The organism is Zooshikella harenae (assembly GCF_018837975.1).
Taxonomy (GTDB): domain Bacteria; phylum Pseudomonadota; class Gammaproteobacteria; order Pseudomonadales; family Zooshikellaceae; genus Zooshikella; species Zooshikella harenae.
This window is the reverse complement of the sequence record NZ_JAGSOY010000003.1, coordinates 91,897-110,843: the sequence shown is the minus strand read 5'-3', so window position 1 is coordinate 110,843 and position 18,947 is coordinate 91,897. Positions and strand designations below refer to the sequence as shown.

The 18,947-nt window shown below is 39.7% G+C and carries 20 protein-coding genes; 11 read left to right on the top strand and 9 right to left on the bottom strand.

What is annotated here, in order from left to right:
• The first annotated feature begins 635 nt into the window (after window positions 1–635).
• A complete protein-coding gene (locus KCG35_RS02350; protein WP_215818056.1) occupies window positions 636–926 on the top strand; it encodes a hypothetical protein in 291 nt (96 codons plus the stop codon).
• A gap of 74 nt (window positions 927–1,000) precedes the next feature.
• On the opposite strand, the gene KCG35_RS02345 is transcribed toward KCG35_RS02350, so the two are convergent.
• The 3 genes from KCG35_RS02345 to KCG35_RS02335 form a co-directional block, all read right to left on the bottom strand.
• Window positions 1,001–1,363, bottom strand: coding sequence for a cupin domain-containing protein (locus KCG35_RS02345; protein ID WP_215818055.1), 363 nt, complete (start codon window positions 1,361–1,363; stop codon window positions 1,001–1,003).
• Window positions 1,364–1,612: 249 nt separating this feature from the next.
• Complete coding sequence (locus KCG35_RS02340) at window positions 1,613–2,386, bottom strand: ABC transporter permease (RefSeq protein ID WP_373687349.1); 774 nt, start codon at window positions 2,384–2,386, stop codon at window positions 1,613–1,615.
• A 20-nt stretch (window positions 2,387–2,406) separates the two neighbouring features.
• Window positions 2,407–3,330, bottom strand: coding sequence for an ABC transporter ATP-binding protein (locus KCG35_RS02335; RefSeq protein ID WP_215818053.1), 924 nt, complete (start codon window positions 3,328–3,330; stop codon window positions 2,407–2,409).
• A gap of 242 nt (window positions 3,331–3,572) precedes the next feature.
• Here KCG35_RS02335 and KCG35_RS02330 point away from each other — a divergent pair, with 242 nt between their 5' ends.
• Window positions 3,573–4,004 (top strand): PA2817 family protein, encoded by a 432-nt coding sequence (locus KCG35_RS02330; RefSeq protein WP_215818052.1) that lies wholly within the window; start codon window positions 3,573–3,575, stop codon window positions 4,002–4,004.
• 109 nt (window positions 4,005–4,113) lie between these two features.
• Here KCG35_RS02330 and KCG35_RS02325 read toward each other — a convergent pair whose 3' ends face one another.
• Both KCG35_RS02325 and KCG35_RS02320 read right to left on the bottom strand, forming a co-directional pair.
• Window positions 4,114–4,938, bottom strand: coding sequence for an alpha/beta fold hydrolase (locus KCG35_RS02325; RefSeq protein ID WP_215818051.1), 825 nt, complete (start codon window positions 4,936–4,938; stop codon window positions 4,114–4,116).
• A gap of 17 nt (window positions 4,939–4,955) precedes the next feature.
• Complete coding sequence (locus KCG35_RS02320) at window positions 4,956–6,767, bottom strand: alpha/beta fold hydrolase (protein WP_215818050.1); 1,812 nt, start codon at window positions 6,765–6,767, stop codon at window positions 4,956–4,958.
• Between the two features lie 284 nt (window positions 6,768–7,051).
• Between KCG35_RS02320 and KCG35_RS02315 the strand changes: the two genes are divergently transcribed.
• A complete protein-coding gene (locus KCG35_RS02315; protein WP_215818049.1) occupies window positions 7,052–7,411 on the top strand; it encodes a phasin family protein in 360 nt (119 codons plus the stop codon).
• 321 nt (window positions 7,412–7,732) lie between these two features.
• Here the strand turns inward: KCG35_RS02315 and KCG35_RS02310 are convergent, their stop codons facing one another.
• Both KCG35_RS02310 and KCG35_RS02305 read right to left on the bottom strand, forming a co-directional pair.
• Window positions 7,733–7,978 (bottom strand): hypothetical protein, encoded by a 246-nt coding sequence (locus KCG35_RS02310; RefSeq protein WP_215818048.1) that lies wholly within the window; start codon window positions 7,976–7,978, stop codon window positions 7,733–7,735.
• Between the two features lie 134 nt (window positions 7,979–8,112).
• Window positions 8,113–9,015, bottom strand: a complete 903-nt coding sequence (locus KCG35_RS02305; protein ID WP_215818047.1) for a TIGR01777 family oxidoreductase — start codon at window positions 9,013–9,015, stop codon at window positions 8,113–8,115.
• A gap of 318 nt (window positions 9,016–9,333) precedes the next feature.
• Between KCG35_RS02305 and phrB the strand changes: the two genes are divergently transcribed.
• From phrB to KCG35_RS02290, 3 genes are read left to right on the top strand one after another with little or no spacing between them, the layout of a single operon-like run.
• Window positions 9,334–10,758: a deoxyribodipyrimidine photo-lyase gene (gene phrB, locus KCG35_RS02300; protein ID WP_215818046.1), complete on the top strand. Its 1,425-nt coding sequence runs from the start codon at window positions 9,334–9,336 to the stop codon at window positions 10,756–10,758.
• Window positions 10,755–11,189, top strand: a complete 435-nt coding sequence (locus KCG35_RS02295) for a nuclear transport factor 2 family protein (RefSeq protein WP_215818045.1) — start codon at window positions 10,755–10,757, stop codon at window positions 11,187–11,189. The genes phrB and KCG35_RS02295 overlap by 4 nt, the downstream gene beginning before the upstream one ends.
• A complete protein-coding gene (locus KCG35_RS02290; RefSeq protein WP_215818044.1) occupies window positions 11,186–11,704 on the top strand; it encodes a DUF2878 domain-containing protein in 519 nt (172 codons plus the stop codon). The genes KCG35_RS02295 and KCG35_RS02290 overlap by 4 nt, the downstream gene beginning before the upstream one ends.
• Before the next feature lie 40 nt (window positions 11,705–11,744).
• Here KCG35_RS02290 and KCG35_RS02285 read toward each other — a convergent pair whose 3' ends face one another.
• The gene (locus KCG35_RS02285) at window positions 11,745–12,206 is read right to left on the bottom strand and encodes a PAS domain-containing protein (protein ID WP_309227266.1); all 462 of its coding nucleotides are present in this window, start codon (window positions 12,204–12,206) and stop codon (window positions 11,745–11,747) included.
• Between the two features lie 226 nt (window positions 12,207–12,432).
• Here KCG35_RS02285 and KCG35_RS02280 point away from each other — a divergent pair, with 226 nt between their 5' ends.
• Window positions 12,433–13,401, top strand: a complete 969-nt coding sequence (locus KCG35_RS02280; protein ID WP_215818043.1) for a YbgA family protein — start codon at window positions 12,433–12,435, stop codon at window positions 13,399–13,401.
• Window positions 13,402–13,546: 145 nt separating this feature from the next.
• On the top strand, window positions 13,547–14,473 hold the full coding sequence (locus tag KCG35_RS02275; RefSeq protein WP_215818042.1) for a MerR family transcriptional regulator: 927 nt from the start codon (window positions 13,547–13,549) through the stop codon (window positions 14,471–14,473).
• Window positions 14,474–14,563: 90 nt separating this feature from the next.
• On the opposite strand, the gene KCG35_RS02270 is transcribed toward KCG35_RS02275, so the two are convergent.
• The gene (locus KCG35_RS02270; RefSeq protein WP_215818041.1) at window positions 14,564–15,319 is read right to left on the bottom strand and encodes an SDR family NAD(P)-dependent oxidoreductase; all 756 of its coding nucleotides are present in this window, start codon (window positions 15,317–15,319) and stop codon (window positions 14,564–14,566) included.
• A 177-nt stretch (window positions 15,320–15,496) separates the two neighbouring features.
• Here KCG35_RS02270 and KCG35_RS02265 point away from each other — a divergent pair, with 177 nt between their 5' ends.
• From KCG35_RS02265 to KCG35_RS02255, 3 genes are read left to right on the top strand one after another with little or no spacing between them, the layout of a single operon-like run.
• The gene (locus tag KCG35_RS02265; protein WP_215818040.1) at window positions 15,497–16,795 is read left to right on the top strand and encodes an NAD(P)/FAD-dependent oxidoreductase; all 1,299 of its coding nucleotides are present in this window, start codon (window positions 15,497–15,499) and stop codon (window positions 16,793–16,795) included.
• Window positions 16,792–17,568, top strand: coding sequence for a DUF1365 domain-containing protein (locus KCG35_RS02260; RefSeq protein ID WP_215818039.1), 777 nt, complete (start codon window positions 16,792–16,794; stop codon window positions 17,566–17,568). The genes KCG35_RS02265 and KCG35_RS02260 overlap by 4 nt, the downstream gene beginning before the upstream one ends.
• A complete protein-coding gene (locus KCG35_RS02255) occupies window positions 17,561–18,787 on the top strand; it encodes an SAM-dependent methyltransferase (RefSeq protein WP_215818038.1) in 1,227 nt (408 codons plus the stop codon). The genes KCG35_RS02260 and KCG35_RS02255 overlap by 8 nt, the downstream gene beginning before the upstream one ends.
• The last annotated feature ends 160 nt before the right edge of the window (window positions 18,788–18,947 follow it).

Here is an 18,947-nt window from a genome sequence, read left to right as displayed (position 1 = left end):
CTGTTTGTCAAGATAGTTACCGCATCCTTGCGGCAAACATTCGATGGGCATTATCCAGCCTTTGGCGTACATCGAAATACCACAGCTGTTCATTTAATCATGATTGAGGTATAGCAAAGCGTGGTTTTGCAGTGCTTGAATGGGTTTGTGAAACAGGTGTTGGGAGCACCGTGAGCCGTAGAGACCAGGGAAGCTCTTCTGCTGTAGGAGGAACAAATTAATTCATGCGCTGCATTGGCACAATCTATACTCATCACAAATTATTTTTATATGCAATTGCCCGGCAATTTCATATAATTCTTTAAAGTAAGTAAAAAGTCAATCATCCCGCTTTAAATATAATTATTATACGAACGCCAAATAAAGTTACCTACTTATTTACTGCACCAATACTAGACAGGTACCGCCAGTATTTATTTACTCATACAGTACAAAAGTAATGCTTCACTCCAAAAGTTAACACACAATTCATGCAGAATTTACTATGAGTGCTACATTTAATTTGACGTCGAAAACGACAAGACTAGCAAACAATAAAAAAGGTTTAATCAAAACCCACATTCAATAAATAACTTATTGATATAAAAGGACTTTTGATTAAAGTAGCTAATAATACTCATTTAAAGGATAGGAAAATGGAACTTCCAGTTAAATGTAATGAAAAAGTAGCAAAAAGCACTTCTAACAACCCTATTTGGGATACAAAAGTATCTAGCATTCAAGCTTTCCCTGGCGGAACTGATGGTTATTATGCAGTTTCATTCGCCAATGGAGAGTCATGCTATATTGACCAAGCAGACTTAAGCATACTTCTCATTTTAAGCTCAGCTTATACAAAAAACAGTGATGTTTCTGTAACAGCAATTAAAAGAAGCTGGAAACATTATGGAGAAGTCTACTTAGCTTATAGAGCAATTGCGTACTAATTATTAAACTTTGTATGGGCAGAATTGCTAAATGATGCATCTGCCCTTAACTCCACCCATAGCTAAAGATAGATTTAAACCCATTCCTCTTCTGCTGTAAGCTCTCCATCGTTATCACCAGCATTAACCACACCTCTAGGCTCCACAAGCATGATTTTACACTCTTTTTCTGCATAAGGTTTATGCTCAACTCCTTTTGGAATGACACACATTTTTCCTGAATTTAAGGTTATTTTTTCATCTCGAAATTCAATATCAAGAGCACCCTCAATAACAAAAAATACTTCATCTGTATCAGTATGAGAATGCCAAACAAATTCCCCCTGGACCGTTGCCAGTTTAAACTGATAGTCATTCATCTCTGCGATTATTTTTGGCGACCAGAGTGAGTCAAACGTTGAAAACTTCTCCTGTATATTCAATACTGAATGTTTCACACGTCTTTCCCTATAACTACGACTACGTTAACTAACTATCACTGGTAATTATACGCTATTGTCCAAATAGCCCACGCACCAAATTTTTCAGCAAAACTCTAATATAATTTACGATTCATATATCATAAAAAGTTATAAATATACCCTCCATATAATGCATTCCCACCGTCCTTGGTGGTCAAGACTACCAATTAAAAAAATGGAAATGTTGTATGAATGAAGGGTATACATTTGCTGATAAGCAAATCATCAATGCCTTAGTCCTTTCCCTGTCCGTAATAAATACAGGCAATAATAACTGAGTACTGCAGCAAAGCCAGCAAGAATAAGCATCGCTAACCCTATACTGATTCCATCAGAGTGTCCAAGAATACCATAGCGGAATGCATTCACCATGTAGAGAATAGGATTTGCTAAAGAAATATAGCCCCAAAAGTCAGGTAGTATATTTACTGAATAAAATACCCCACCTAAATACGTTAATGGTGTTAGGATAAAGGTTGGAATAATTGAAATGTCATCAAATTTATCCGCATAAATAGCATTAATAAAACCACCGAGTGAAAATACAATGGCAGTTAATAATACTGCTAATATAGTAATCCAGATATTATGTATTGGAAGTGTTGTAAATGCTAACGATAATAAGGTAACAATAAAGCCTACCGCTAATCCACGCGTTACCCCACCAAGCACAAATCCCGCTAAAATAATACTATTGGGAATAGGTGCAACTAAAAGCTCTTCAACACTACGCTGAAATTTATTACTGAAAAATGAGGAAGCTACATTATTATAGGCATTCGTAATTACTGACATCATTATCAGGCCAGGTACCACATACTCCATGTAGCTGTAACCTTCCATTTGTCCAATACGAGAACCAATGACAGAACCAAAAATAATAAAGTACAACACCATCGTAATGGCTGGAGGTAGTAAAGTTTGAGGCCAAATACGCAGAAAGCGTCGTACTTCTCGAATATAAATTGTGACAAATGCTGTCCAATATTGCTGCCACATCATGGCTAACACTCCTAAAATTAACGCTGCAAATTCTTATCAACTAATGACACAAAAAGCTCTTCCAATCGGTTAGCTTTATTTCTCATACTTGAAATAGAGAGCTTATGTGCAGAAAGCTGGTTAAATAACTCATTTAAGTCCTGCTCATGGTCCACATCAATTTCAAACGAGTGATCATCCAGTGGACGATAGGTATAACCTGATAAATGTAACTGATCAGGAAGCAACGTTGTTGAATCAAAAATAAAAGTTTGCATATGTAACGTGCGTAATAGTGCTTTCATACTGGTATTTTGTACCAGTCGCCCATGATCAATAATGGCAATATTACGACACAGCTGCTCTGCTTCTTCTAAATAGTGAGTAGTAAGAATAATAGTGATACCCTGCTGATTGATTTCCTGCAAGAAATCCCACATAGAGCGACGGAGTTCAATGTCAACCCCCGCGGTTGGTTCATCGAGAATAAGTAACTTAGGTTGGTGAATAAGCGCACGAGCAATCATTAAACGTCGCTTCATTCCTCCCGATAACAAACGTGACTGTTCACGACGCTTATCCCATAGCCCAAGCTTGTGTAAATATAGCTCTGCCCGTTCAACAGACTCTTTATGGGGAATACCATAATATCCAGCCTGAGTAATGAGAATATCTTCTGTTTTTTCAAATTGGTTAAAATTAAATTCTTGAGGCACCATGCCAAGGTGTTGCTTTACTTTGTTAGGACTCAGATCCATATCATCACCAAAGATCTTTACCTGACCTGATGTCTTATTCACCAAAGCACATATAATTCCAATCGTGGTAGACTTGCCTGCCCCATTAGGACCTAATAATGCAAAAAAATCGCCCTCTTGCACAGCAAAACTGATTCCCTTCAGCGCCTGATGACCATTGCTGTATGTTTTATGTAAATCAGTAATTTCAAGTGCGGTTGCCATAACATCTCTTTAGCCGGTTGCTGCAAAATCAATTAAAAGTAGGTATTGTATACCTCATATCCTGAAATACTAACCATTCATTTTACAAGGTATTTAGGCTACGTAGGTTCAATATTTTTTTGTAAAAAATACCTCATTATTGGTTTAATGGTTAAAGCACTGCTGTCAAGCGGCTTTACGCCTACACTACAATCACACTAATCTTGTTTTAACGCCATGAAAGAAAGAGGAAAGAGTGCCGCGTGACTGACTTTCAACTACCCGAACAGCTACAACGTTTAATAGACCGTATTGACCACGTGAAGCAATGCTTGACACAACAGCAGACGTTATTTTCCAATACTGATCAATATACTGCGTGGCTTACCCGCCTCGATGAGCTTAAGCAGGCATTGTCTGACCAAACACCTGATGCTTTGTTTCTAGGTCAGGAGACTATCAACCAATTAATCACCTACTACCCTCAGCTCACGCCCCTTTTACCGCGTGACTTACTGTGGTTACTAGGTGGTGACTGTCTTCACTTTATGCCTGACGAAGAGATTCAAAAGTTTCAAATGTTAGAGGAGCAACGTTTTGCGGCTCAGGATGCTAAAGACAGCTTTGATTGGGATGATGAAGTGTGTCAATTACAACCTACTCAAGCTCCTACTTCACCAGGTGATTACCACTAATACTGTATTTACTAATGCAATAGACACTAAAAAAACCACATACCCCATGTGATATCCTTATGCCCACACTGTAGTGAGTATAGGGATATATGGGTGCCCCTATTACCTATTAATAATACTCACAAAACTCCCCTACCATACGGGCACAAGCACGAGGTTGTGTCACCATAAAAAAGTGATCACCGCTGATGGAACGAAACTGAGCATTGGGCATCAACTGCTGCATGACTTTCAAATTCATAGCAGGTACCATCAGATCATCATCACCCGCTAATAAGAGTGTTTTTGTTTTAATTTTGCGTAACCAATAAGCACTGGTCCACCCCCATCCAGTCAATATCTGATACCAAAAGCCCCGAGGTCCTTGTTGAGGAATCACCCACTGATGATTAATGATTTGGCGAACAGACACGTTTTTAAATGAACGAAATAGAGGATTTGGCTTCAACAACTTGAGCAACTCTATAGGCAAGCCAGGTATCGCTATCATTCCCATTGTCGTTGCCGCTAGTATAAGTTGTTTAACCCTCTGTGGATGATCATAAGTAAACTGTTGTGCAAGCGCGCCCCCCCAGGAGTAGCCAATAACATTCACCTGACCATAATTCAGTTCATCGAGTAGTTGCTCAGCTAAAAACGACAACTGGGGAAATCGAGGAGGGATAAGCGGTGTTGGTGAACCACCAACACCAGGAATATCAAAGGTAATCAACTCTACATCATCTAAAGCATCAGCAAAGGGTTGTGCAAATTCTAAACTAGCACCGATACCATTAAACAATAACATAGGTATTTTTTGACGGTTTCCAGGTACAATACCTACACGTACGTTGTATTCCCCTAACTGTAAAAAATCAATCTCGAATGCTCTTTTGCTAGCTTGATTAACCGTTTCATCCACCATCACAGAACTCACAACCGCCGCTTTATACATAAAAACTTACTCTACAACTACTCATGAACATAAGTGCCTGGCGCTATATCTAAAGCTGGGTAAGAAGAACTACCTAACTGTTGTGGTGCTGGGATCTTCTCAGCAGAACGTTGACTAATCCAGTCAGTCCAATGTGCCCACCAACTCCCCCCAATTCGATGTGCGCCTAACTTCCACTCTTTAGCGGTTTTAGGATGTTCATGATTTAAAAAGTAATAGCTTTTATTGTTATTAAGTGGATTTAAGATACTTTGTATATGGCCACTGTTGCTCAGTACAAACTGGCACTTACCTCCCAACAAATGAGAAGAGCGATAACAGGCCTCCCAAGGAGTAATATGATCTGTCATACCCGCCACTACATAGGCATCAACTGTAACCTGTTTAAGATCAATGGGTTGATGACATATTTTTAATAAGCCTGGTTTATGTAGAGGATTCGCCTCATACATTTCAATAAATTCACCATGCAGTTCAGCAGGCAGTCGCGTGGTATCATTATTCCAATACAAGACCTCATTTGCAGGTGGTTCATAACCGAGCAAGTAATTATTAACCCAGTAATGCCAAATCAAATCATTGGGGCGCATCCAGGCAAATACACGTGCTAAGTCTTTTCCTTCCAACACACCACTTCGATGAGAGTAACTTTTTGCCTGAGCCAATGAACGATCTGTTGCAAATAACGCAACATCATTATCAATATTAAGGTCCAACACACTAACCATTAAGGTAAAACTATTCACTTTCGTTTTATTAGCCGCAGCCAAATAACCTAATAATGTTGCAGCAGTCATTCCTCCAGAACAGGCTCCCATGACATTGACATCACGACTGCCAGTAATCTCAATCACCGCATCGATGGCATCTTCCAACGCAACAACATAGTTTTCCAACCCCCAATCCCGGTGCTCAATTTTGGGATTACGCCAACTACAAACAAACACTTGGATTCCTTGCTGAGTGGCATGCTGGATAAAGCTTTTCTCAGGCGTAAGATCAAAAATGTAATATTTATTTATTTGTGGTGGAATTAAAAATAATGGCCGCTGCCATACTTCAGTTGTGGTCGATTGATATTGCAAAAGTTCAAGTAACTCATTACGAAACACCACCACACCAGGCGAAACAGCAATATTTTCACCGACACAGAATGCTTTCATATTAACCTGAGATGGCAAACCACCATTATGTAACCAGTCTTGAGCAAAATGTCGAAATCCTTGAATTAAACTTAACCCTGATGTTTCAACGCATCGTTTAAGCGCTTCAGGATTAAGTAAAGTATTTGTCGGTGAACATGCTTCTGTAAGAATCGACAATATAAAGGTCGCTCGCCGCCGATCACATTCTGTTAGTTCACTCTCGTCAATCCACTCATGAAGGCGATGGTGCCAGGAAAAATACCCTTGCATTAATCGGCGAAAAAAAGGACTATCATACCAGGCAGAGTCTTGAAAACGATGATCACGGGCATCTGGCCGCAGACTGGAGTTACCCAACAACACTTGTAGCCAATCCCCGCCTAAACGTAACGCTTGCTGAAAAATTGAGCGAGGATTCGACAAGGCCTGTTGTAACATGACCATTAGTGTATCAAGCACATCTTTGCTATGAATACCAATAATTGGGTTAGGACCCGCCATATTTTCATAATCAATATAGCTTTCTTGATCCACTTCATGATTAGCTAGAGTATTTTTCAACTGCCGTCGAAAACGTTTTGCAGCTTGAGAGTCATCGTTCTCTAAATAGTCAATTGCTTGTGATAAATCTGCAATTTTTTGTGAGATATTCTCAGAAATATTTTTTGCGGCTTGAGCATCCATGTCAGTTCATGTCCTATTTACAGCCTTGCCTACAATGAGCGCCTGACTCCCCCGTCTTGCCAAGTTATACCCTGCAAAGTAGGTATTTTTCATCTCCCAGCTAGACTATTGTGAGAACATGGCGATTGCAATTTAATGAAAGCTAATGCCTGAATTTAAAATTTGCTTGTCGATAACATAATTATTGACTATGTTTTCCACTAAGAACACTACACTTCCTGTGTCGTATTCAGCGTAACATACCCCACATCTTCCCTACAACTGTGTAAGGTTAGGCACCACTTATGGCAAACCATAGAACTCCACAGTTAAAACTGACGCTTTTGCCTCAACAACTTTGGCTAGCCGGACTTGGAACTTTAGTGTTATTTGGTAAAGCAGTCAATGAAGGGGTAAAGCTCTTCAATTACCTAGCCGATCAAGGTGAAATCATTGAGCGTCGGGAACTTAATCGACTGGATCGTTTTACCCATAATCTGAAAAAGCAAACTATTGGTAAAGTATCAACCATTGTACAAAATAGCCTGAATGGTAACCCTCAAACAGAACTAAACAAACTTAAACGCGAGCTTAATTTGTTAAGCAGCACATTAGATAAGCTCAATGCACCTCACTCTCCATCAGGCACCCGTAAAGCCTCTTAAATCAAGTCCTAACTATACACACAGAACGTTAATTTACACATAGACATTAATTAGAAGAAAAAAACAGCATAGTCATTTATAACCATTCACTGATATTTCCTACTCATATAAAGCGATAATATCACCAGCTTTTATTCCGTTAAATCCAATTGCAATCAAAATACAATAGGGCACATCAGTTAAAAAAATACGACTTATTCATCTTATATCACAGCAAAGGATATTTAGTGAGACTAGCTGGGCCGTCACCTCAGAAGTTTAAATTAACTACATAACTGATAATAAACTAGCACATTAGTTAGTTAAAAAGGAACAACCATATTACATTTGCTGCGGCATCAACATCGCACCCACAATAATCAATGGGATCGAAATTAACGATCTTAAAAAGGGTTGTTTTGTTATTTGCCAATGTAATATGATAAAAATCAGCCCTACAAGGGGAATAAATAAGCTACCCAGCCCCCATAAAATAGATGTTTGAAATGCTTTTATTAAAATAATAATTCCATAAAATAAACTCACTAAGACACCCGCTAGTAAAAAAATACCACCAACAATTTCCATAGATTCCCCCCCTACAAAGTTAAACACACATGCTTCTTAGCTGAAGCGTAGCCCAAAATATGTATATCGTCCTTATGCTCATGAAAGTTATTACTTTTTTGAGGTGCTCTATAGTGGAAGGGGCCATTTAATTATTAGTCTTGTTCTAATAAATTAGTTAACGCACTTGCAATGTCAGAATACTTAAATATAAATCCTTCATCTAACAATCGCTTTGGTATTACTCGCTGGCCTTGTAATAACATCGCAGAAGCTTCACGACCTAACATTAATTCAAGCGCCTTAGCAGGAACACGGCAAAATGCCGGACGATGAAGAACTTTACCAAGTCGTGTTGAAAATTCTGCATTAGTCACGGGTTCTGGAGCTGTTGCATTAATCACCCCGCAAACATTTGGATTTTGTAGCAACCAATCAATGCAAGACAACATATCTTCATAGTGAATCCATGAAAATATTTGCTTTCCTGTACCAATGGGTCCGCCTAAACCTAATTTAAAAGGGGGTAACATTTTTTGCAGCGCACCCCCATGCCCCAACACAACACCTGTTCTTACACAGCACGTTGCGATCCCCAACTGGCGAATCTCATCAGCAGCCTGTTCCCAGGAAACACATAGCTGGGCAGCAAAATCCTGACCAGGCTGAGAATCTTCAGTTAATTCGACTTCGGGAGGGTGAAAACCATAATAACCAATCGCAGACCCACTAATTAGTCGCTTGGGCATATAAGCAAGGGATGTCACGTACTGACATAAATGTTGAGTCACACCAACTCGACTGGCGAGTAAGGAGGCTTTGCGCTGTTCTGTCCAACGGGCATCAAGAATAGGCTCTCCTGCTAGATTAATAATGGCATCCCAATTTTCGTTTCGATCTAACTCATCCCAATGGCTAAACCATCTCACTTGCGGCAACTTTTGCTGCCATTGTGATACATTCCGCGTTAATACAGTTAAGCTCCTCCCTTTGGCTAGCCACTGTTTAACCAAACCTTGACCAATAAAACCCGTTCCTCCAGTGATTAAAATCTGCATAGTCGCTCCACTAAAAAATTGTACAATATTAAAAATATGTACAATATTATATATAATCCTAAGACATTGGTCTCAATGCAACAGTTTCAAGACAAAATATTGCAACCAAGCAACATAGAATTGAAGACACTACGTGTATAAGACGCTTTAGTTTAACGTTTTATAATTTATTTTTTTCAAAGGTGTTTAATGAACAAGTTTAACATACAGACTCATGTTTATACTCTGGTAATACACAGCCAAACCTGAGTGGTTATCCAGCATTAAGCACCTCTGAGCAAGAAAAGTGTAATCAACAACATTTTACAAGGATTCTAAATGACATCATTGGTTTGGTTTCGTAACGATTTGAGAGTCCAGGACAATACTGCACTCTATCAAGCTTCACTACGTGGGCCTGTGGTTGCCGTCTACTGCCTGTATCCAGCCCAGTGGCTACATCACAATGATAGCCCAAATAAAATCAAACTCGCTTTAGCATCAGCTGCGCAATTACAGCAACAATTACAGTTGCTCAATATTCCTCTTATTATTAAACAGCTTAATCGCTATGAAGATTCAGCCCACTACCTGATGCACTTAGCTCTTCAGCTCAAATGTTCAGCTGTGATTTGCAATAAAGAATATGGAGTCAATGAAATCAAGCGGGACCAACAAGTTACACAAATGTGTATTAGTCATGGTCTCCAATTTGAAGCGCATACTGATGCAGTTATCTGCAAGCCAGGTACATTACTGACCAAACAAGGAGAGTTCTACAAAGTATATAGCCAATTTCGGCGTGCTTTCCTCGCTGAATTTTATCGCTCCCCTTGTCACTTATTACCAATGCCTCAGTCTCAGCGTCCCATAACAATCAGTGTATTGAGTGACTCGCTTGACGTAACGTATACCCAATCTGCTGTCGATAATATTCTCCAACACTGGCCACCAGGAGAGTCAGAGGCTCAACAACGACTCAACCATTTTCTTAGTGAAAAAGCGGTTGATTATAAAACTGAACGCGACTTTCCTGCCATTGCCGGGACAAGCCAACTATCAGCTTATCTTACGTTAGGTATCGTTTCACTGCGCCAATGTCTGATCGCTGCATTTCAACATAATAATAACCACATAGAGGGTGGCAATCCTGGTATTGACTGCTGGATTAATGAGCTCATCTGGCGCGAGTTTTATATTCATATTCTGTGTGGCTATCCCACAGTGAGCAAACATAAACCCTTTAAACCAGAAACTGACAACTTAGTCTGGCAGCATGATGAAGACCTCTTTCAAGCCTGGTGCCAGGGGGAAACAGGCTACCCTATTGTCGATGCAGCGATGAAACAGCTTGTACAAACTGGATGGATGCACAACCGGCTACGAATGGTAACAGCCATGTTTTTAACCAAAGATTTATTTATTGATTGGCGACTGGGTGAAGCTTTTTTTATGCGACATTTGGTGGACGGTGATTTGGCTGCGAATAACGGTGGCTGGCAATGGTCAGCTTCAACAGGCACTGATGCAGCGCCTTACTTCCGCATATTTAACCCTACAACACAGGGTGAGCGATTTGATCCAGAAGGCACTTTTATACGTCAGTTTTTGCCCGCACTGGCTGATTTACCCAATAAACAAATTCACGCCCCTTATAAAAGTTTACCCACTGATGAAATGATTCCTGGCTACCCTCGCCCTATTGTTGATCACAGTATTGCGCGAGAACAAACTATTGCCGCCTTCAAGGAATTAAGTACATGAACCTTGAAAACTATTTACAACAGTTTTTAACCCATTTTCAGCAGTTGGATGCAAACAACCTAGCCCCAATTTCATCCTTATACACTGAAGATGTCGTATTTTCCGATCCACTCGGCACTCACCTAGGAATAGATCAACTAACAGCTTATTTCCAAAGCATGTATTATGAGATAACTTACCTACACTTTGAATTTAAACCCGCGTGGCTGGCGCCTCCAGACCATGTAACTCAGCCCTGGACAATGACATTTAAACACCGACGCTTACCTCAGCGCCAAATCAGTGTAGAAGGCGTCAGCCTTCTGCACTTTAATACAACAGGTTTAGTAACGCATCATCAGGACTTTTTTGACCTAGGTGCTCTACTTTATGAACAGCTCCCAGTGTTGGGAAAACTCATTCGCTATATAAAGAAAAAGGCCGCTGCATGAAGTTACAAGCACCTTATGCTTGGCTAACCAATGCCCTGCTCTTTCAAGTAGGCTGGTTTATTTGTGTACTGACAGGTTCTCTACCTGCACTCATTTCCACATTGATTATTTTATTTATTCACTTTAAGTGGATTGGTAGTTGGCAAGTTGAACGCGATATTATTTTGACGACTTGGTTATTAGGATCAGCGCTTGATAGCTTTTTAGTACAGCTGAATATTATTCAATTACCCACGCACTCATTACTCATCCCATTGTGGCTCAGCTGTTTATGGGCTCTTTTCGCCACGCTGCTGAATCACTGTCTAAGCTGGCTTCAGTCTAAACGTTTATTAAGCATGCTACTTGCTCCCCCCATTGCAGCGCTAAGCTATTTTGCAGGAAGTAAGTTAACCTCAGTGACTATTGATACAATAGGCTTAATCACTATTGGGATTTGCTGGGCCGTTCTATTTCCACTCTTACTCAGCTTTGCTCAACTATTTGCCAGACAACACCTTGTAAATACACCTTGATACTTGAGTCCAACTAACTTTTCAGTAGCGAATCATCACGTTAAAGAGCCCCAAATTTTGACTGATAAGCAGCCAGTAGCTCCAGTGAAAGGTCAAGATCATGTTTTACCTGTTGTAGTCTTTGCTTTGCTTCCACCTCTGCAGTGACGTCACGCTGAATACCTATGTAATACTGAAGCTGCTCTTCATTATCAAACACAGGGGTTAGCCGTAACTCATTCCAAAACATGGAACCATCTTTACGATAGTTACGCAAAACCTGACAAGTGGAGTGGTTATTTCTGATAGCATCTCGTACCTTTTCAATCCCTTCTTGTTGGCGGTCATTGCCCTGCAAAAAGCGACAGTCTTTATATAGTATTTCATCCGCTGTATACCCTGTTAAACGTTGAAAAGCAGGGTTTACATAAATCAAGATGCTTTCATCGCCTTCACGCTCAGCAACAACAACACCATCGTTGGAAGCATTAACCAAACGTTCCATTAACTCAGCAGTGATCACCTGGCATCTCCTCTACCCCCCTATCAATTTTTAACCTTTTTAATTAACTATATATCACTAGCTTACTGTTCCACTACGCCAATAATGATTCAATCAGTAACTTACTCCTAATTCGTGAAATGTTTATAAGCAAATAATAGGTTAAGCATGCTTTACAATGTTGTACAACAAAACTATATTTGTATAAGAAATTAATATTTGTACAAATACGTACAGGAACCGCTTTATGAACTCATCAACTTCTACCTCTGCCCCCCAAATCCAAGTGGGTATCAGTGCTTGTTTGTTGGGTCATAACGTACGATACAATGGTGGCCACAAACGATCTTCTTTTTGCTTAAACCAGCTCAACGGCATCGTTAATTATGTTCCCATTTGTCCAGAAGTAAGTATTGGCATGGGAGTTCCTCGAGAACCTATACGCCTCATCGGTCATCCTTCACAGCCCCGAGCTGTTGGATCCGTCAACCCTGGTCTCGATGTAACAAAAGCCTTACTTGAATATGGTGAAAAACAAGCAAAACAACTGCACCAACTGAGTGGCTATATTTTTATGCAAAAGTCACCCAGTTGTGGCATGGAGCGCGTTAAAGTCTACCAATCCAACGGCTACCCCCATCATCACTCAGGAACAGGGCTTTATGCGCAACAGATTATGAAACATTTTCCGCTACTACCTGTAGAGGAAGAAGGTCGCCTACACGACCCCATACTCAAGGAAAACTTTATTAATAGAGTCATGGCTTACCATAGCTGGCAACAACTTATGCTGAATCTAACACCTTATACGCTGATTCAATTCCACACTCGCTATAAGTACATAGTACTTGCTCACTCCCCTGCAGACTATTCACGTCTAGGACAGCTTGTAGCCAATATATCAGCCAATAATCTGACAGATACCGCCAACGCCTATCAGCCTATTTTCATGATTGCCTTGCAGCAACGCGCGACACGTAAAACCCACACAAATGTATTAATGCATATTCTAGGTTACCTAAAGCACGCTTTGATCCAAGCAGAGCGAAGCGAAATCCTTCACGTAATACACCAGTATCGCCAAGGATTCTTACCTCTCATTGTCCCTATTACTTTGCTTAAGCACTTTATTAAACAGCATGGCAATACATTCATACAACAGCAGATGTACTTGTCGCCTTACCCCGATGAACTGGGATTAAGAAATGCTATTTAACAAACATTGTCACTGCAGTATTACACCAAGTGATGGATGCGCCTGGTAAATGCCCTTCACAATGGTTACAACTTGTTATCCTATACCTCACAGATAGTGCACGCTAAACTAGGCGCCATATAATGACCATTATGTTGAAATGCCAATGACCAAATTAGTTGTCCCAGAAAACACTGAAGGCTTAATTCCTATTCGGGAAGTTTCCCGACAAACAGGTGTAAATGCAGTCACCTTACGAGCCTGGGAAAGACGATATGGACTCATTAAACCTTATCGAACAGCTAAAGGACATCGGCTTTATGATCATGAACATGTAACACAGATAAAAACTATTTTAGAGTGGATCAATCGCGGCGTAGCTGTAAGTAAAGTCAAAGCCTTATTAGCAAATGCTGCCACACCAGAACCGCTGGATACGCCTGACAGTGATGTCAATAACTGGCAAATATCACAAACACAGTTTATTAATGCCGTAAAAACCTTTAATGAAGATAAACTGGATGATATTTATAATCAGGCACTCGCCATTTATCCTATTGATTTAGTCAGTGAAAACCTGATAAAACCCGTGATTAATCAACTTAAAAAAAATTGGCAGGGTCAATTTGGGCAGATTGCAGAACAATGTTTTTTACTAACACAATTACGTGCAAAATTAACAACTCGCCTCTATCACAATAATAAATCAACAACTGGTTCTAAATTACTGTTAACCCAATTAGCCACAACAATCCATACCGAATTTGAGGTAATTGACCTGTTACTCACTGCATTAGCATTAAGTGCACACAATTATCATGTACAGCTTCTTGCGGGAAAATTACCCTATGACGAGGTTTCTCTTGCGGTGGAAAAACTTCAAAGTCAAGCCGTAATCATTTTTAGTCAATCGGCTCTAGAGCGCCAAGTTCTTCAAAAAGAGCTTCAGCATTTACAACAGTTACTTACGGTTCCGCTTATCCTAACGGGACAATGTACAATGATTCATGAACAGCAATTACATACCACATCAACCATAACAGCCACAGATAATGCAGACTTAATTAAACAAATAAGTTTACATCTACAATAGATTTACTAAGGTTTAATTTCACTGCCTCAGTGGCCATTAGGATAAGTGCTATGGATAGCGCGCATAAGAAATAATTCGTAAAGAGTATAACTATGGTTTAAGGCGATTTAATAAAGGAAAATAACAGTAATAAGGCAGCACCCGAAGCAGCTTAAGCCACCAAGTAAAGCGTTTAGGAAAGGTTATTTCAAAGCTTGTTCGAGATAGCCCTTCAATAATTTCACTAGCCGCCTCCTCTGCAGTTATGAGTGCTGGCATTTTAAAGGTATTTTTTGCTGTCATTGGCGTTTCAACAAACCCAGGATTTATGACCCTCAACTGAATACCCCGTCGTAAAAACCCAGGCCTAAAACCTTCTGCAAGATTAATCAATGCAGCCTTACTTGCCCCATAAGCACCGGCTAATGGTAGTCCTCGATAACCTGCCACACTGGCTGTAATCAAAACTTGTTCCAAACCATCTGCTTTATGTAATAACGCTTCCAGACAGTTAATTGCAGACATGACATTAACGGTAAATATCTGTTCACACGCCTGTGCATCAAAATCACTCACCGTCATTGGTTGATAGACCCCAGCATTAAGGATACTAATATGGACAGGGCCAAGTATCTTATTAATCTCCACAAGAACCTGATGACAAGTATGACGATCTGTTGCATCCAGTGGAAATGCATGGATATTTCCTGACATAGATTCAGCCAACCCTTGCAACTCAGACAAAGCCTCAGCATTACGCGCTGACACAGCCACATTTGCACCTTGTGCTGCTAGCTTCAACGCAAGCGAACGCCCGATACCACTACTTGCTCCCACCAACCAGAAAGTCTGTTCTGCGATATTCATTTTTTTCACCCTTTGCTAAGGAAGGTAAGACAGTGAACGCCAACCTAATTTACATGCTTGCTTTCTTTTACAGACCCACCTATATTTCTTATACAATATTATATTTTATGTATAACATATTATATTGATAGTTGCACAATTTCATTAAACCTAAAGACAAGAGATGGTTTGTGAGACATGAGTCAAAATCAACATATCATTGTAATTGGTAGTGGAATCAGTGGGCTTGCTGCGGCTTGGCTCTTGAGCCAACACTATCGAGTGACACTCATTGAAAAAAATGACTATCTAGGGGGGCACACCAATACTATTGAAGTTGAAGACGATCATAAGCCGCTTGCAATCGACACAGGCTTCATAGTTTATAACCAACCAAACTACCCTCACCTTACTCAACTGTTTCAGCATTTAGGCGTACAAACACAACCCACCTCAATGAGCTTTGCGGCATCTATCAATGATGGTGAGTTAGAGTATGCGGGTAGCAACCTCAATACGCTGTTTGGCCAACGAAAAAACATTATCAATTTTTCCTACTGGAAAATGTTGAGAGAAATTGTCAGATTTAATCAACAAGCAAAGCAAGACCTACACAAACAAATTCCAATTGATATTACACTTAATGACTATCTGGAATACCATCACTTTTCACTGGAGCTGCAACAACAGTATTTAATTCCTATGGCTGCAGCCATTTGGTCGTGCCCTGATGAAACAATGCTACAATTTCCTGCTTGCAGCTTTTTACGTTTTTTTTCCAATCATGGATTGCTCAGCATTAATGACCGGCCACAATGGAGCACAGTAACTCATGGCAGCTACCAATATATCAAAGCATTATTACAACGCTTTCAGGGCAAAGTGCTTACGAATAACCCAGTCACAAAAGTTCATCGCCAAGCACAACAGATTGTCGTAACCACCGCTAAACATCAGCTTTGTTGTGATAAAGTCATTTTTGCCTGCCATGCTGATGAGGTGCTGCCCGTCCTTGCTGATCCAACTTCGGAAGAACAGCAGGTCTTAGAAGCCTTTAATTATCAAAAAAATATTGCCTACCTGCATAGCGACCAAGCACTCATGCCCAAACAGCAACGCGTGTGGTCAGCGTGGAATTATTTAAAGTCCCGTTCCCATCATGCAGCTCACAGTTCTGTTTCAGTTACCTATTGGATGAATTTATTACAACAACTTACGTGTAAAAGTAATTATTTTGTCTCTTTAAATCCTTTAGTACCACCAAAAGACTCACATATTATTCGTCAAATCACTTACCACCATCCTGTCTTTACAGTGGAAGCTTTAAGGGCGCAGCTACTACTTTCAAATCTTCAAGGTAAACAAAATACCTGGTTTTGTGGCAGCTATTGCGGCTATGGTTTTCATGAGGATGGTTTACAGTCAGCCATAGCTGTTGCCAATCATTTAGGCTGCTCAACTCCTTGGAAACATTCACAAAGCGTAAAACAGCAATGAAAAATAAGCCTGCTTTAATGCTCTATAAAAGCAATGTGATGCATCAACGTTTTTTCCCTGTAAATTATAAATTTAATTACTCCGTGTTTAACATTGCTATTGACGTACTGCAACTAGAAAGCGCTCATACTCAATGCCGTTTTTTTTCCGTCAATCGATTTAATTTATTTAGCTTTTATCCAAAAGATTTAGGTCCCCGAGATGGTTCCGATTTAGCTAAATGGATAAAATCCCTATTATATAAGCACCAATTATTCTTTAACCCTCAACGTATTATCTTATTTTGTTTTCCGAGAGTATTAGGTTACAGTTTTAATCCACTTGCAAATTGGTACTGTTTTGATGAACAGAATGAGCTAAAAGCAATTGTCTTAGAAGTGAGCAATACCTTTAATGAAAGTCACTATTATGTTCTATCTCCCAATCATGATCATTTCAAAACGACCATTTACGCCAAAAGAGAAAAAAACTTTCATGTTTCACCCTTTTTGGCTATGGATATGGACTATGAGTTTCGACTAAGTCCATTTAATGACAAGGTTTTTACTCATATTAAAACCTATCAAGACCAAAAACTCATGCTGTTGGCCACACAACACAGCCAGCGAATTCCTGCCAATAATAAACAACTTATTAAATTATTTTTATCTATCCCTCTTATGACCTGGAAAGTGATCACAATGATTCACTGGCATGCCTTGAAATTATGGCTACAAAAAGTACCCATATTCAGTCATCCCAAGCAGCATAAAAAAGGTGTTTCTCATGGCTGACCAGCAAACTTTAGTAAGCTCAAGTCGTCCACCCCAAACGACCCGATGGTGGTTAACGCCTCTTATAAAAACATTTAATCAAACTTATTATGGCAACCTACATTTAAAAGTCGGTGAACATAGTCTTAACTTTCATGGATCAAAAGCAGGGCCTTCCGCAAACATGGAAGTGCAATCACCATTAAAGTTACTTTGGTATTTATTTTGGCGTGGAGATATAGGGTTTGCTGAAAGCTATATAAATAATCATTGGCAGACAAATGATTTAGGTAAACTACTTACTTTTTTTGCTCTTAACGAACCCTATTATCATGCGTTAGGAAAAAAAACAAATATCATTAAATGGCTACATTCTATACAACATTTGTCTAATAAAAATACAGTAAAAGGAAGCAAGCGCAATATAGCAGCCCACTATGATATTAGTAACTCGTTTTACCAACACTGGCTGGATAAAAGTATGACCTACTCCAGCGCTTTTTATGGCGAGGGTGTTTCCCAATATGAACTGACATTATTCAAGGCTCAACAACGAAAATATCAACGCTTACTGGACAATCTTAATCCTCATTCTGGCGCACATATTCTCGAAATTGGTTGTGGATGGGGAGGGTTTGCCGAGCAAGCAGCACAACATGGCTTACAGGTTACAGGCATAACCCTTTCCAAAGAGCAGTTACTGTACGCAAGGCAACGGTTAGAAAATGCTGGTTTAAGTCATCTTACTTCTTTTCAATACTGCGATTATCGAGAGCTATCTGGTCAATATGACCACATTGTCTCTATTGAAATGCTTGAAGCTGTTGGTCAAGAATGGTGGCCAACCTATTTTCAGAAATTAAAACAATGCTTAAAACCAGGTGGGCGTGCAGTTATTCAAGTCATCACTATTGATGAAGCCATTTTCTCACAGTATCAACAAAACCCAGATTTTATTCAGTTGTATATTTTTCCTGGGGGTATGTTACCCACGCTGACGCACCTTAAGCAGCTTGCTAAAGAACACCAGTTTACGATTAAAGACTGTCTTTTGTTTGGTCCTGATTACGCTAAAACACTTCGTTGCTGGGCTGATAATTTTCATCAGCATAAAGATACATTACAGGCTATGGGGTACGATAATCGTTTCCAGAGAACATGGCAGTACTATTTGCATTACTGCGAAGCCGGCTTCAATATTAATAAAATTAATGTTGTGCAATTAACGCTAAGTCACTAGTACTCACAAATATTGCTTATTTAGAAGTATTTCAAGAAAAATTCAGACAATAAAAAACCGACTACATTGAGTCGGTTTTTTTGGCGGTAAACATATTTTCAAAACAAACTAAGGCTCATTAAACTGATATTGCTAATCATTCTAGATAATGAACACTTGA